Below are 14860 nucleotides of genomic sequence, written 5' to 3' on the forward strand. Positions count from 1 at the left end.
GGGGGGGGGGGGGGTGGGGGGGGGGGGGGGGGGGGGGGGGCGGGGGGCCCGCGCGGGGGGGGGGGGGGGGGGGGGGGGGGGGGGCGCCCCCCCCCCCCCCCACCACCCTGGGACCGGTCGGGCCGGCCGTACCGGGTCAGGCGATGGAGAAGGTGACCACCGACTGGTAGGTGTCGGCGAACATGAACGGCGGGAGCTGGATCATCCCCGCGCCGCCGACGGCGAACTCGCCACCGGTCAGCTCCTCCCCGCCGGCGGCCTGCGAGGCCACCTTCATCGGGGTCTCGGAGATCGCGCCGGGCGCGCCCGCGGTGCAGGTGCTCGGGCTGTCCGGGTTGGTCACGGTGCAGGACGGCTGGATGCCGATCTGCGCCTTCGCCATCGAGTGGCCGGTGGCCTGGTTCAGGAACGGCGTGCGCGTCGCCGTCACGTCCCAGCCGAGCGAGCCGCCGCGGAAGTCCTGGACGGTCGCGGCGTTGAAGACGCCGACCACCGACTGGGCCTTGCCGTTGATGGTGACCGCGCCGAAGCTGACGGCCGGCTGGCCGTCCTTGGGGCCGAGGGCCAGCGGTCCGGGCAGGACCTCGATGTCGACCGGGTTCTTGACGCCCGCCTGCTCGTCGAGGAACACGAAGGCCTTGTACGGGGTGACCGATCCGTCGATCTTGATCGTGTCGGCCTTCTTGGTGACCGTGATGTCGCACGTGGCGGCGCCTGACGCGGCCGCCGTGCCGGTGCCGGTGTCACCGGTCGCCACGCCCCCGAGCAGGGCGGAGCAGGTGACGGGGCCGGCCGGGAAGTTGGCGCCGGTGACGACGACGGCGGTGCCCGCCGGGCCGCTGTTGGGCGTCAGCTTGGTGGTGACCGGGTCCTTGGGCAGGGCTTCGACGGCGACCGAGCCGAGGGAGGCGCTGGGGCGCGGCGCCGGCGTGCAGGTGGTGGTGAAGATCGAACCGGAGAGGTCCGCGTCGGTCACCGCCAGGTCGAGGGCGACGTCGACCGCGGTGCCCTCGGTGCCGTCGGGGATCTTGATGGTTCCGGAGAACGCCTTGGGGTCGAGCGGCTGTCCGGCCACGACGGTGACGGTCTCGGGCGGGCTGGTGACCACCTGGGTGGTCGTCCCGACCTTGAGGGTGATCTTGGATGTGTTCACGGTGGTGACGGAGAAGCCGGGGACCAGCGGGCTCGCACCCGGGTCGATCGTGATCGGGACGACGTCGCCGGCCTTGGCGCCGTCGGGCAGTGTGACCGTGTAGTTCTGGTTGCCCGAACCGTCCGGCTGCGGCGCCGGGGCGTCGCAGTTCTCGAACACCGCGGTGGTCTTGGTCGCGGCCTGCGCGGAGCCGGCCAGGCCGACCACACCGCACGTCAGGGCCAGGGAAAGCGCTCCCGCCCCGGCCACCACTCTTCGTCGATGCGTTCTCGTACTCACTGGGTCGCGACTCCTTCGTCATGACGAACCCTCCCCCCACCCGCTGTGTGGGGGAGGCCGAGCCGGTGCGGTGGCCGACATTGACGCGTCGCCGTGATGAGAAGTCAATGACTTGTTTTCGCCGGAAGCACACAGAAATTGATGTGCCATCAGAGCGGGTCTGATGGCACATCGGATACCGACTGGTCGGTGGGGCGTTCAGCGCGCGGTCGGGGTGTGGAGCAGGAGGTTGGGGGTGCCGGCGGGGAGTCCGGTGATCCGGTCCGGGACGGCGGCCTGCGTCAGCGCCGCGGCCACCTGCTCCGGGGTCTTGCGCGTGCCGTCGGCGCGGATCAGCGCCGCGACCCCGGCGACGTGCGGGGCTGCCATCGAGGTGCCGGAGGACCGGGCGGTGGCGGTGGTGGAGCCCTTCCACGCCGAGACGACGGACACGCCGGGCGCCGAGAGGTCCACGCAGCGGCCGTGGTTGGAGAAGCGCGCGCGCCGGTCCTCGGCGTCGGTCGCGCCGACCGTGACGGCCTGCGGGACGGAGGCGGGCGACCCGGCGCAGGCGTCCTTGCCGTCGTTGCCGGCGGCCACCACGAAGGTGATCCCGGAGGCGACGGCCCGGGCGACCGCCGTCTCCAGGGCGCGGCTGCGTGAGCCGCCCATGCTCATGTTGGCGACCGCCGGGGTGGCGGGGTGCCCCGCGGCGTGCCGCACCATCCACTCGATGCCGCCGACCATGGCCGAAAGTCGCCCGGCACCCCGGCAGTCGGCCACCTTCACCGAGACGAGGGAGACCCCCTTCGCGACCCCGTACGTCTGCCCGCCCACGGTCGCGGCGACGTGCGTGCCGTGGCCGTTGCAGTCGCCGGAGGTCTGGAGGAACAGGCCGTTGTAGCCGGCCCGGGCGCGGCCGCCGAACTCCCGGTGGCGGGTGTTGATCCCGGTGTCCAAGACGTAGACGGTGATGCCGTCTGCCCTGTTCGGGTACGTGTACGAGCCGTCGAGCGGGAGCTCGCGCTGGTCGATCCGGTCCAGTGGCCAGGGGGCGAGGGGCTGTGTGTCGGTGGTGTGGAACACGGCGTCCGGTTCCACCGAGGCCACCCGGGGGTCGGCGGCCAGGACGGCGGCCCGGGCCCCGGTGGTGCGGACGGCGAAGCCGTTCAGGGCGGTGTCGTAGACGGCCGTGACCTCGTCGCCGGCGTCCGCCGCCTCGGCGGCCAGGGCGCGGGCGGGAGCGCGGGAGGCGGTGTCCTTCAGGACGACGACGTAAGGGGCGGTCTCGGCAGCGGTGGTGTCGGAGTGCGGCGGCAGGGCGGTGGCCGTGGCGGCCGTGGCGAGGAGGGCGGCGGTCGGGAGGAGGGCGGCGAATGCGGTCATGTGGCCGATGCTCGGCGAACGGCGGCGGCGGCGCGCGGAGGGTGCGCCGAGTGGGCGCACGACACGCCGCCGCGAGGGGGGACGGCGTCGGAGTTACGCGCCGAGCGGCCAGCCGCGCATGGCGAAGACGCCCTCGTCGCGGGCTCCGGCGGCCGCGTAGGTGGCGAGGGCCGCCTCGTTGTCGGTGTCGACGCCCACCCACATGCCGTGGCAGCCCCGGGTCTTGGCCTCGTCGGCGAGTGCGAGGGTCAGGGCGCGGCCGATCCCGCGCCGGCGGTACCCCTCGTCGACGGAGAGCTCGTACAGGCACATCTCGGTGCCCTTGTCCGGGTGGGTCATCTCGACGCCGGAGACCATCCCGGCGGGCACGCCGTCCACGTAGGCGATGAGCAGCACATGACCCGGGGCGGCGAGGAAGCGCTCGGCCCAGTCCTCGCGGGCGGGCCCGTCGAAAAGGGACTCGGCGGCGGTGAGCTCGGCCGTGGTGCGGGCCCGGCGGATGTCCATGGCGGCCACGATAATGCGGGCAGGGCGGACGGACGGCAGAACGTCGCCGCGGCGTGGCGGGGGGCGCCCGAGGCCGTAAGCCGCTGACCGGCGCTCGCCCGCGCGGCGTTGGCGGCGGGCGGACCGGCCGTGGGCGCGGTGCCCCCGTACCCGACGGCGCGGCCGCGGAACGCGACGCGAGGCTCCGGCCTAGGCCCGTACGGCCAGGGCCGCCGCGTAGCCCGCGGGGGCCGGGAGGTCCCGGAGGGTCCGCCCCTGGACGGGGGCCGGGGTCGGCGCGGAGCCGACGTACGGGTCGGTCAGGCCGAGGGCGAGGCCCGTGCCGTCGGCCTTGAGGCAGGCCTCCTTGCGGCACCAGACGCGGGCCAGCGCGGGCAGCCGGTCCGCCTCGGGCAGGGCGTTCAGCTCGGCGGTCTCGGCCGGGTGCAGCAGCGGCAGCAGGTCGACCAGCGCCTCCGCGCTCGGCGTCTCCTCCACGTCGATGCCGACCGGCACTGCGGCGAAGGCCAGGTAGGCCAGGTCGCCGCTGTGCGAGAGGGAGAAGTGGAGCGGGCCGCCCGCCACCGCGGGCCTGCCGTGCGGGCCGCCGCAGCACGGGCAGGTCTCGCGGACCAGGGCGACCTCCTGCGGGGCCAGGCCCAGGTAGCTGCCGAGCAGTACGCGCAGGCCCAGGTGCGAGGCGAGGTACCGGTGGCGGTCGGCGGGCCGCAGGAGCCGTCCGGCGCGCTCCTGTTCGGCCGGGTCCAGGACCGCCTCGGCCCCGGCGACCGGGCGGCCGCCGACCGACTCCCGCAGGGTGTCCAAGGCCCACACGGCCACGGCCCCGCCCTCGGGGGGCGGGCCGGTCCGCGGTGCGCCGTCGCCGAGTTCGTTCACGTGGTCGATCACTTGACCGAGGGTAGACGAGGAGGGTGCGGCTGCCGGGCGTTGGCTACCCTCGTCCCGATCACGACTGGGAGTACGGGGACAGGGGGATGGATCGTGCGCAGCGCTGCCGTCACGGCGAATGGTGACCGGATCCGATGGGCGGAGCTGCCGGGGGAGGAACCGGTCCGGGTGTACGTGCACGGGCTCGGGGCCAGTTCGCCGGCCTACTTCGCGGCGAGCGCCGTCCACCCGCTGCTGGCGGGGCGCCGTTCGCTGCTGGTCGACCTGCTGGGCCACGGGCACAGCGACCGGCCCGAGGAGTTCTCCTACACCCTCGAGGCGCATGCCGACGCGCTGGCGGCCGCCCTCACCGAGGCCGGGGCACAGGGCGCCGAGCTGATCGCGCACAGCATGGGCGGAGCGGTCGCCATCGTGCTCGCCGACCGGCACCCCCGCCTGGTCTCCCGGCTGGTGCTGGTCGACGCCAACCTGGATCCGATGCCCCGCACCCCCGTTTCGCCCGGCAGCAGCGGGATCGCCTCCTACACCGAGGAGGAGTTCCTGGCGGGCGGCTGGGCCGAGGTGCGCGACCGGGTCGGGGCGCACTGGTGGGCCACCATGCGACTGACGGGCCGGACCGCCCTGTACCGCAGCGCCGTGCACCTGGCCGCGGGTACGACGCCCACCATGCGCGAGCTGCTGCTGGAACTGAAGGTTCCGCGCAGTTTCCTGGTGCCCGAGGCGGACGGACCGCTCCCGGGCGCCGACGCGCTGGAGGCGGCGGGTGTCCGCGTGGTGTCCGTCCCCGACTGCGGGCACAACATCATGCTCGACAACCCGGACGGCTTCGCCCGGGCCGTCGCACCGCAGTAACCATCCGGCGGCCGGGGGAGTTGGCCGGGGGCGATCCGCCCCCGCCCGCTCCCGCCCGAGGAATGCCATGCACCGTCGTGCCGCCCGCCGTAGCGTCCCTGCTCTCGCATCGGCGGCCGCGGCCGCGGTGCTCACCCTCGCGCCGGCCGCCTGGGCGGCCCCCGGGGTCCCGGCCGACAAGCCGCTGGTGCTGAGCCGTTGGACGCAAGCCGACGCCGCCAGCTACGCGGCGTGGGCCGAGGCGCGCGAGAACCGGTCCGCCTGGGGCCCGTACGGCTTCGACTGGTCGACGGACTACTGCACCGGCTCCCCGGACAACCCCTTCGGCTTCCCCTTCCGGCAGGCCTGCGCACGCCATGACTTCGGCTACCGCAACCACCGGGCGGCAGGCCTGTTTTCGGCCGTCAAAACCCGCCTCGACGAGGCCTTCCACGCGGACATGAGGAGGGTCTGCGCCCAGTACTCCGGCGCCCGCCGGGGCTCCTGCGACAGTACCGCGTGGATGTACTACCAGGCCGTCAGGCTCGTGGAGATTTCCTAGCCGCCTGCCTCCGCAGGGAACTCCGGCTCTCCCCAGGGCGGCCCGCGGGCTTACGGCGGTGCTACAGGGGTCCCGGTAAAGTGCGCTGACCTGCACAAAAGCCCTCCCTTGGGGAGGGCTTGCGGTGGTGGAGTAAAGAGTGCCCCCGGCAGGACTCGAACCTGCGGCCAAGTGCTTAGAAGGCACCTGCTCTATCCACTGAGCTACGGGGGCCGGAAGGTGGCCTTGGTGGGCCTGGAGCCCCTGGTGGGGGTGGGGCTGTGGTCCGTGCCGGGTCAAGGATAGGGCTCCGGTTGCCTTGTCCCGGTTGCTTCACTCGCGTGCCACGATGTGGAGGTTCGGTGAAGCGGTCCCGATAATCGCAGGCAGGTGCGATTCTCGCATCGCTTTTGCGCCGCGGCGCCGTGGGTGTTGTGCACTCGTTATGCCTGCGCCCCACTCGTCCGCCGTGTCCAGGATGTCCCACTGGAGTCGCGGTCGGCGCGCAGAGGACGTATAAGCTTCAAAAATGGTCCTAAATTGGGCATTCTTCGCATGTGGTGACCTTGGATGTTCGGCCTCAGCTGCTCGATGCCCTGTCCGCCCTGCGCGACCGGGTCGCGTCCGTGCGTCTGCCGCTGCCCCTGCCCGGCGCTCCGCGCGCCCGCCAGACCAGAGCCGAGCTGCTCGCGCAGCTCGACGACTACCTCGTACCCCGGCTGAAGGCGCCCGAGGCGCCGATGCTCGCCGTCATCGGCGGGTCCACCGGAGCCGGTAAGTCCACCCTCGTCAACTCCCTCGTCGGACGACAGGTCAGCGAGGCCGGGGTGCTGCGCCCCACCACGCGCACCCCGGTACTTGTCTGCCATCCGGATGATCATCACTGGTTCGCCGGAATGCGGGTGCTGCCCGATCTGATGCGCGTCTGGGTGCCGCACGGGGAGGACGAGCCCGCCCACGCCTCCCGGGGCCACGACCGGAGCCCCGGCCACGGGCACGCCACCCGCGAGATGCGGATCGAGACCGTCTCCACCCTGCCCCGCGGCCTCGCCATCCTCGACGCCCCCGACATCGACTCCCTCGTGGTCGAGAACCGGACCCTGGCCGCCGAACTCATCTGCGCCGCCGACGTCTGGGTGATGGTCACCACCGCCTCACGGTACGCCGACGCCGTCCCCTGGCACCTGCTGCGCACCGCCAAGCAGTACAAAGCCACCCTCATCACCGTCCTCGACCGGGTCCCGCACCAGGTGCTCGCCGAGGTCTCCCGCCAGTACGGAGCCCTGCTCACCCGGGCCGGTCTGGGCGACGTGCCCCGCTTCACGGTGCCCGAACTCCCCGAGTCGGCAGGCGGCGGCGGACTGCTCCCCGCCAGTGCCGTCGCGCCGCTGTTCGCCTGGCTCGCCCACCACGCGCAGGATCCCGCCGCCCGCCAGTACGCCGTCGGGCGCACGGCGCTCGGCGCGCTGGACTCCCTCGGGCGGCGGATGCCCGAACTCGCCTCCGCCGTCGCCGCGCAGTACGCCGCCGCCGTACGGCTGACCTCGGCCGTGGAGGACGCGTACAAGCGGGAGGGCAGGCGGGTCCGCAACCGCCTCGACCAGGGCGCCGTACTGGCCGGGGATGCGCTGACCCGGTGGCGCGGCTACCCCCTCGACACGAGCGCCGACGAACTCCTCGACTCGCTCGCCGAATCCCTCGCCGCCCTGCTCCAGTGCGCCGTCGCCGCCGCCGACGAGCGGATCGCCGACGCCTGGCGGCGAGAGCCGGCCGCCGGCGCCGTGCCCCTGCCCACGCCCGACAGGGAGGCGGGGGAACGCATCGGCATGGCCGTACGGCGCTGGCGGCGCGTACTGGAGGAACTCGCCGAGGACGAGGTCGCCGCCCTCGACCGGCAGCCCGCGCCCGATCCGGACGCCGTCGCGGCCCTGCTCGTCGCCGCCCTCCTCGGCGGCAAGCGGGCCCGGCCCGCCGGGGAGAAGCTCGCCGAGCGGATCGGGGCCCAGGCCGCGCTGCGGCTGCGCGACCGGGGCGCGGAACTGGTCGGCGACCACCTCGACCAGGTGCTGCGCGCCGAACGGGACCGCCGGCTCGCCCCCCTGGAGGCCCTCGAAGTGACCCCGGAGCCACAGGCCGAACTGATTGCCGCGCTGTCCCTACTGCAGAAGGAGAGGTGACGCGGTGACTTCCCTCGCCGACCGCACCGAGGACCGCTGGGACGACGGACTCATCGCGCGCTCGCGACCCAAGGCCGCCGAGACCGCCGCGGGTGACGGCGACGGCGGCAACGAGGGCGACGAAGGCGACGAGGCGCTCGTACGGGCCGTCTCCGGCGCCGGCAGCGACGGCGGCAAGTCGGCCGCACCCCCGCTCAGCCCCGAGGGCCAGGCCCTGCGCCTGCGCCTCGACGCGCTGCGCCAGCTCGTCGGACTGTCCCGGACCAGGCTCGACGGCAAGACCCTCGCCGAGGCCGGCCGGGTCCTGGACGAGGCGGCCGCGCGGCGCGGACTGTCCCCGCAGCACACCGTCGTCGCGATCGCCGGAGCCACCGGAAGTGGTAAGTCCACGCTCTTCAATTCACTCGCCGGGGTGCAGATTTCCGAGACGGGGCTGCGCCGCCCCACCACTGCCGCCCCCATCGCCTGCAGCTGGTCGGACGGCGCGGCCGGACTGCTGGACCGGCTGGAGATCCCCGGACGGCTGCGGCGCCGGCCCCGCGAGACCTCGGAGGCCGAGGCGCTGCGCGGGATGGTCCTCGTCGACCTGCCCGACCTGGACTCGGCCGTCGGCGCGCACCGCGACCACGTGGACCGCGTACTGGCGCTCGTCGACGCCGTCGTGTGGGTGGTGGACCCGGAGAAGTACGCGGACGCGGTGCTGCACGAGCGGTACCTGCGGCCGCTGGCCGGGCACGCGGAGGTCACGTTCGTCGTGCTCAACCAGGTGGACCGGCTGCCCGGGGAAGCCGCCGACCTCGTCCTGGACGACCTGCGCCGGCTCCTCGACGAGGACGGCATCGCGCTCGGCGAGCACGACGAACCCGGCGCCACCGTGCTCGGGCTGTCCGCGCTGACCGGCGAGGGCGTCGGGGAACTGCGCGAGCTGCTCGCACAGTTCACTCAGGAGAAGGGCGCGGCGACCCGGCGGATCTCCGCCGACCTCGACCGCGCGGCCGTGCGCCTGCGCCCGCTGTACGTGGCCGACGGGCACTCCGGGCCGGAGATCGGGGAGTCGGCGCGCGCCGAGTTCGAGGACCGGCTGGCCGAGGCGGTCGGTGCGTACGCGGCCGGGCTCGCGGCCGAGCGCGCCTGGCGGCGCAACGCCGGAAAGGCCTGCGGGACGCCGTGGCTGCGGCTGTGGCGGTGGTACGAGAGCCGCCGCGCCCCTCGCACGCTGGCGGGGCTGGCCGCCCTCGCGGCGATCGGCGCCCGGGGCGCGCCCGTCGTCGAGGCGCCGGTCGAGGCGGAGGTGACCGCGCGTCAGCGCGTGGAGCAGGCGGTACGGGCGGTCGCCGACGAGGCCGTCACCGGCCTGCCCGAACCCTGGGCGCAGGCGGTACGGGAGACGGCGGTGCGCGGCGCCGAACGCCTGCCGGAGGCGCTGGACGAACTGGCGGTGACCCTCGGGGCGGCGGTCGCGGTGCCGAGCGTCAAGCCGCCGCGGCCCACGTGGTGGCCGGCGGCGGTGCTGGGGCAGGCGGCGATGACGCTGCTCCAGGTCTACGGCGGCCTGTGGCTGCTGGGTCAGATCATCGGCGTCCTGGAGCCGCAGCTGCTGCCGCCGGTGCTGCTGATGGTGGCGGGCATCGTCGGCGGGCCGCTGGTGGAGTGGGCCTGCTCGATCGCGGCGCGCGGCCCCGCGCGCAGGTACGGGCAGGACGCGGAGCGCAGGCTGCGGCAGGCCGCGGCCGGGTGCGGGCGGTCCCGGGTGCTGGAGCCGGTGGCGGCGGAGCTGCTGCGCTACCGGGAGGTGCGCGAGCAGTACGCCGCCGTCGCCGCAGGGGGGACGAAGTTGTCCACAACCCGTCAGTAATCCACAGGCCGGAGCGGGTGTCGGCGGCCGGCCCCAGCATGGTGCGTACCTCGTGCGGATGGTCCGTACGGGTGGGCATCGTGGGGGAGGCGGCCGGGATGAACGACACCCTGGTGACGCTGGTGGGGTACGTGGCCACGCAGATCGACTACAAGGAGACGCCGAGCGGGCCGTCGGCGAGGTTCCGGTTCGCCGTGACGCCGCGGTACTTCGACCGGCGCAAGGAAGCCTGGACCGACGGGTCCACCAGCTTCTACACCGTCTGGGCGCGGCGCACCCTGGCGGTGAATCTGGCCGGTTCCGTGGCGGTGGGCGAACCGCTGGTGGTGCACGGGCGGCTGCGGGTCCGGGAGGACCCACCCGACGGGGCGGGGCACCGGTGGGTCTCGGCCGAGATCGACGCGACGGCCATCGGACACGATCTGAACCGGGGGACGGCCGCGTTCCGCCGGGTCGTCAAGATCGAAACGCCGCTGATGGCCACTCAGAAGGCTGCGGTGGTCTGAGTGTTCAAGGCGGTTAGGATTCCCCGGTACTCACGGGCACCTGGGTCTTTGGCCCGAAGGGGAAGACTGTGTCGATTGCCGTTCCCGCATCCTCCGCTCCTGATTCCACTCCTGCTTCCGTTCCGCATCCCGCTCCTCATCCCGTTCCTCATCCCGTTCCTCGTTCCGCTCCTCGTCCCGCCCCGCACGCGGTTCCTCTGGCTGCCGCGGCCGTACGGGGCTCCGCGCGGCGCCCGCTGGCCGTGGCCCTGCTGGCCGCGGCCCTCACCGCCGCGCCCGGAGCCCGGGCGGCCGCCGACTCCGAACCGGCGGTGCCCCGGGCGCCGGAGGGTGCGAGCGCCGTGCTGGACGGGCTGAAGACGTACGGGCAGGCGGTCCTGCACTCCGGGGACGGGTCGGTTCGGCACATTCCGGCCGGGCTCTACGAGATGCGGGTCGACGGCGGCGGGATGCTCCAGACGTACGGGGTCGGCGTCGAGGGCCACGCACAGCCCCGGTCCCGGTACACGGAGAGCGGCTGGAGCGGCAGCCCGCTGGCCGGGAAGCGGGAGGCGGGCCGGATCCGCTGGGTCCTGGAGCACTCCTACCCGCAGCTGAACGATCTGGCGGGGCTCGCCGAGGCGGCCGGGGCCGGTTCGCTGACCGCGGAGAGCGCGGCGGCGGGGACCCAGGTGGCGATCTGGCGGCTGGCGGAGGGGGTGCGGGTCGAGGCCGCGGATCCGGCGGCGGAGAAGCTGGCCGACTACCTGCAGCGGGAGGCCGGGCAGCTGCCCGAGCCGCCGGCCTCGCTGGGGCTGGACCCGGGCGGCGTGTCCGGGCCGGTCGGCACCCGGCTCGGCCCGGTGACCGTGCGGACAGGGGCGCGGAGCGTGTCCGTCGTCCCGGACGCGGCGGCCGTCGCGATGGGGGTGCGGGTGGTGGACGCCGAGGGGCGGCCGCTGGACGCCGCCGCCAACGGCACCCGGCTGTACTTCGAGGTGCCCGCGGGCACTCCCGACGGCACGGCCTCGGTCACCGTCCAGGGCGCGACGAAGGTGCCCGTCGGGCGGGTCTTCACCAGCGGGGTGCCGGCCCAGGCGCAGATCGTGGCGGGCTCCAGCGAGTCCGCGGCCGCCGCCACGGCCACGGCGGTGTGGCCGGAGCCCCCGGCGGTGCAGCCCGCCACCGCCGAGTCCGGGCAGCAGCCGGGCATCCAGGCCGCCGGCCAGATCGGTCAGAGCACGCCGGACTCCCCGGACGAGGAGCGGCTGGCCTCCAGCGGCAGCTCGGCGGCCACCCCGGTCGTCGCCTCCCTGGCGGTGGGCCTCGTGGTCCTGGGCGGCCTGGTGGTCCTCCTGCTCCGCAAGCGCCCCTTGGACGAGGAGGAGCACTAGGCAGGACGGCCGGGTCGGTTCCGGGGCCGGGCTCGGGGTAGGGGCAGGCCATGGCCGATCAAGAGGTGACCTGGCGGGGCGCGGTCGTGCGGTGGGACCGGCAGTTGTTCGACGTGGTGGCCCGGCGGCACTGGCCGGGGGCCGACCGGGTGCTGCCCAGGCTCGGGCGGGCCGCGAACCACGGGGTGCTGTGGGGCGCGGCCGCGGGCGCGCTGGCCGCCTTCGGATCGGCCCGCGCCCGCAAGGCCGCCCTGCGCGGGGCAGCCTCGCTGGCTCTGGCCTCGGCGACCATCAACACCGTCGGCAAGTGGTCCGTACGCCGCCCGCGGCCGCTGCTGGACGGGGTACCCGCCGTGCGGCAGCTGGCGACGCAGCCGCAGACCACCTCCTTTCCGTCCGGGCACGCGGCGTCGGCCTTCGCCTTCACCGCCGGGCTGGCCCTGGAGTCCCCGGGCTGGGCCGCCGCGCTGGCCCCGGTGGCCGCGTCCGTGGCCTTCTCCCGGGTGTACACCGGGGTCCACTACCCCTCCGACGTGCTCGCGGGCGCGGCGCTCGGCGTGGCCGCGGGCTTCGTCGTGGACCGGCTCGCCCGCGACGCGCAGGAGGCCAGGATCGTCCCGGGCGCCGAGCGGCCCGCCGTCGGCGTGCCCGCGCTGCCCGACGGGGCCGGGCTCACCGTGGTGGTCAACACCGCGACGGGCGCGGCCGCGGCAGCGCGCCTGCTGCGCGACCGGCTTCCCCGGGCCGAGGTGATCGAGTGCGGGGCCTCGCAGCTCGCCGCCGCACTGGAGTCGGCGGCCTCCCGCGCCGCCGTCCTCGGCGTCTGCGGCGGCGACGGCACCGTCAACGCGGCCGCCACCATCGCCCTGCGCGCCGGGCTGCCGCTGGCCGTCTTCCCCGGGGGCAGCCTCAACCACTTCGCGATGGACCTCGGCCTCGCCGGGACCGAGGACACCTGCCGCGCCCTGGCCGCCGGTCAGGCCGTCCACATCGGCGTGGGCCGCTTCACCCCAGGACCGGAGGGCGGCCGGCCCGGCTATTTCCTGAACAACCTCAGCATCGGCGCCTACCCGGAGCTGCTGCGCCACCGCCTGCACTGGGCCCCGCGCATCGGCGGCGGCCCCGCCGCCCTGCTGGCGGCCTGGCGGGTGCTGCGGGCCGAGCGCCCCGTGCGGCTGAGCCCGGCCGGGCGGCCCCGGAGCGTCTGGCTGCTCTTCGCGGGCAACGGCACCTACCACGGGACCGGGCCCGCCCCCCGCCGCCGCGACGACCTGGGTGAGGGCCTGCTCGACGTACGGCTGGTCCTCGGCGGCGGCCGCCCCGGCCCCCGCCTGCTGGCCGCCGCCCTCGCGGGCCCGCTGACCCGCTCCCCGGTCCACGCGGCCACCCGCCTGCGCAGCCTGCGGATCGGGGACATCCCGCCGGGTACCCCGTTCGCGTACGACGGCGAGTACGCCCAGGCCCCGCCCCACCTGGTCCTCGACGCCCTCCCCGACGCCCTGACCGTCTACCGCCCGCACCCGTGACGGCACCGGACCGGCGCGCATCACGGTGCGGCCGGCGGGTCGGGCACGGCCGCCGCCCCGTGCCTGCTCTGCCCCTGTCGCAGGCCCTTGGCCAGGGGTCCTGACCTACCCATTCGCCCGCAGGTATGGACGGCTGGCAAGATGGGGTGTATCTGCCCACCATCGATCTGCCGGACGGTTTCTCTTGGCTGAGTTCATCTACACCATGCGCAAGACGCGCAAGGCGCACGGCGACAAGGTGATTCTCGATGACGTCTTCTTGAACTTCCTGCCGGGCGCGAAGATCGGTGTGGTCGGCCCGAACGGCGCCGGTAAGTCCACCGTTCTGAAGATCATGGCGGGCCTGGAGCAGCCGTCCAACGGTGACGCCTTCCTGTCGCCCGGCTACACGGTCGGCATCCTCATGCAGGAGCCGAAGCTCGACGAGTCGAAGACCGTCCTGGAGAACGTCCAGGACGGCGCCGCCGAGATCATGGGCAAGCTCAAGCGCTTCAACGAGGTCGCCGAGGAAATGGCGACCGACTACACCGACGCGCTCATGGACGAGATGGGCAAGCTCCAGGAGGTCCTGGACCACGCCAACGCCTGGGACCTCGACGCCCAGCTGGAGCAGGCCATGGACGCCCTGGGCTGCCCGCCCGGCGACTGGCCCGTCACCAACCTCTCCGGCGGCGAGAAGCGCCGCGTGGCGCTGTGCAAGCTGCTGATCGAGGCCCCGGACCTGCTCCTCCTCGACGAGCCCACCAACCACCTCGACGCCGAGTCGGTGAACTGGCTGGAGCAGCACCTGTCGCAGTACAAGGGCGCCGTCGTGGCCGTGACCCACGACCGGTACTTCCTGAACAACGTCGCCGAGTGGATCCTCGAGCTCGACCGCGGCCGTGCGCACCCCTACGAGGGCAACTACTCCACCTACCTGGAGAAGAAGGCCCAGCGCCTCAAGGTCGAGGGCCGCAAGGACGAGAAGCGCCAGAAGCGCCTCAAGGAAGAGCTGGAGTGGGTGCGGTCCAACGCCAAGGGGCGTCAGACCAAGTCCAAGGCCCGTCTGGCCCGGTACGAGGAGATGGCGGCCGAAGCGGACAAGATGCGGAAGCTGGACTTCGAGGAGATCCAGATCCCGCCGGGCCCGCGTCTGGGCTCGATCGTGGTCGAGGTCAACAACCTCTCCAAGGCGTTCGGCGACAAGGTCCTCATCGACGACCTGTCCTTCACGCTGCCGCGCAACGGCATCGTGGGCATCATCGGCCCGAACGGCGCCGGCAAGACCACGCTCTTCAAGATGATCCAGGGCCTGGAGACGCCGGACTCCGGCGCCATCAAGGTCGGCGACACCGTCAAGATCAGCTACGTCGACCAGTCGCGCGCCAACATCGACCCCAAGAAGACCCTCTGGGCGGTCGTGTCGGACGAGCTGGACTACATCAACGTGGGCCAGGTCGAGATGCCGTCCCGCGCGTACGTCAGCGCCTTCGGCTTCAAGGGCCCGGACCAGCAGAAGCCGGCCGGCGTCCTGTCCGGTGGTGAGCGCAACCGCCTCAACCTGGCGCTGACGCTCAAGGAGGGCGGCAACCTGCTGCTCCTCGACGAGCCCACCAACGACCTCGACGTCGAGACCCTGTCCTCGCTCGAGAACGCGCTCCTCGAGTTCCCCGGTGCGGCCGTGGTCATCTCCCACGACCGCTGGTTCCTCGACCGGGTCGCCACGCACATCCTGGCGTACGAGGGCGAGTCGAAGTGGTACTGGTTCGAGGGCAACTTCGAGTCGTACGAGAAGAACAAGATCGAGCGTCTCGGCCCGGACGCGGCCCGTCCGCACCGTGCCACCTACAAGAAGCTCACCCGAGGCTGAGGCCCGCACC

Annotated in this window: 12 protein-coding genes and 1 tRNA gene; 8 read left to right on the forward strand and 5 right to left on the reverse strand. The window is 73.9% G+C overall.

What is annotated here, in order from left to right; genetic code table 11:
* Positions 1-136: 136 nt before the first annotated feature.
* The 4 genes from ACIPUC_RS06020 to ACIPUC_RS06035 all read right to left on the reverse strand — a co-directional run bounded on the left by ACIPUC_RS06020 (position 137) and on the right by ACIPUC_RS06035 (position 4192).
* Positions 137-1432, reverse strand: a complete 1296-nt coding sequence (locus ACIPUC_RS06020; RefSeq protein WP_446586996.1) for a hypothetical protein — start codon at positions 1430-1432, stop codon at positions 137-139.
* Positions 1433-1630: 198 nt separating this feature from the next.
* Positions 1631-2797, reverse strand: a complete 1167-nt coding sequence (locus tag ACIPUC_RS06025; protein ID WP_446586997.1) for a S8 family serine peptidase — start codon at positions 2795-2797, stop codon at positions 1631-1633.
* A gap of 93 nt (positions 2798-2890) precedes the next feature.
* Positions 2891-3316 carry an N-acetyltransferase family protein gene (locus ACIPUC_RS06030; RefSeq protein WP_446587627.1) on the reverse strand — a complete coding sequence of 142 codons (426 nt, stop codon included), beginning with the start codon at positions 3314-3316 and terminating at the stop codon, positions 2891-2893.
* 177 nt (positions 3317-3493) lie between these two features.
* Positions 3494-4192, reverse strand: coding sequence for a 4'-phosphopantetheinyl transferase family protein (locus ACIPUC_RS06035; protein WP_446586998.1), 699 nt, complete (start codon positions 4190-4192; stop codon positions 3494-3496).
* Positions 4193-4285: 93 nt separating this feature from the next.
* Between ACIPUC_RS06035 and ACIPUC_RS06040 the strand changes: the two genes are divergently transcribed.
* A complete protein-coding gene (locus ACIPUC_RS06040; protein WP_446586999.1) occupies positions 4286-5044 on the forward strand; it encodes an alpha/beta fold hydrolase in 759 nt (252 codons plus the stop codon).
* A 67-nt stretch (positions 5045-5111) separates the two neighbouring features.
* Positions 5112-5585, forward strand: a complete 474-nt coding sequence (locus tag ACIPUC_RS06045; protein ID WP_446587000.1) for a phospholipase — start codon at positions 5112-5114, stop codon at positions 5583-5585.
* A 140-nt stretch (positions 5586-5725) separates the two neighbouring features.
* On the opposite strand, the gene ACIPUC_RS06050 is transcribed toward ACIPUC_RS06045, so the two are convergent.
* A tRNA-Arg gene (locus ACIPUC_RS06050) sits at positions 5726-5798 on the reverse strand.
* 332 nt (positions 5799-6130) lie between these two features.
* Between ACIPUC_RS06050 and ACIPUC_RS06055 the strand changes: the two genes are divergently transcribed.
* The 6 genes from ACIPUC_RS06055 to ettA all read left to right on the forward strand — a co-directional run bounded on the left by ACIPUC_RS06055 (position 6131) and on the right by ettA (position 14850).
* A complete protein-coding gene (locus tag ACIPUC_RS06055) occupies positions 6131-7741 on the forward strand; it encodes a dynamin family protein (RefSeq protein ID WP_446587001.1) in 1611 nt (536 codons plus the stop codon).
* Between the two features lie 4 nt (positions 7742-7745).
* Positions 7746-9596 carry a GTPase gene (locus tag ACIPUC_RS06060; RefSeq protein WP_446587002.1) on the forward strand — a complete coding sequence of 617 codons (1851 nt, stop codon included), beginning with the start codon at positions 7746-7748 and terminating at the stop codon, positions 9594-9596.
* 98 nt (positions 9597-9694) lie between these two features.
* The gene (locus ACIPUC_RS06065; protein ID WP_446587003.1) at positions 9695-10102 is read left to right on the forward strand and encodes a single-stranded DNA-binding protein; all 408 of its coding nucleotides are present in this window, start codon (positions 9695-9697) and stop codon (positions 10100-10102) included.
* 242 nt (positions 10103-10344) lie between these two features.
* Positions 10345-11475: a thioester domain-containing protein gene (locus ACIPUC_RS06070; RefSeq protein WP_446587004.1), complete on the forward strand. Its 1131-nt coding sequence runs from the start codon at positions 10345-10347 to the stop codon at positions 11473-11475.
* A 50-nt stretch (positions 11476-11525) separates the two neighbouring features.
* Positions 11526-13001 (forward strand): phosphatase PAP2 family protein, encoded by a 1476-nt coding sequence (locus ACIPUC_RS06075; protein WP_446587005.1) that lies wholly within the window; start codon positions 11526-11528, stop codon positions 12999-13001.
* A 184-nt stretch (positions 13002-13185) separates the two neighbouring features.
* Positions 13186-14850 carry an energy-dependent translational throttle protein EttA gene (ettA, locus tag ACIPUC_RS06080; RefSeq protein ID WP_446587006.1) on the forward strand — a complete coding sequence of 555 codons (1665 nt, stop codon included), beginning with the start codon at positions 13186-13188 and terminating at the stop codon, positions 14848-14850.
* Positions 14851-14860 lie beyond the last annotated feature (10 nt).

This window comes from Streptomyces sp. LARHCF249 (genome assembly GCF_052871255.1).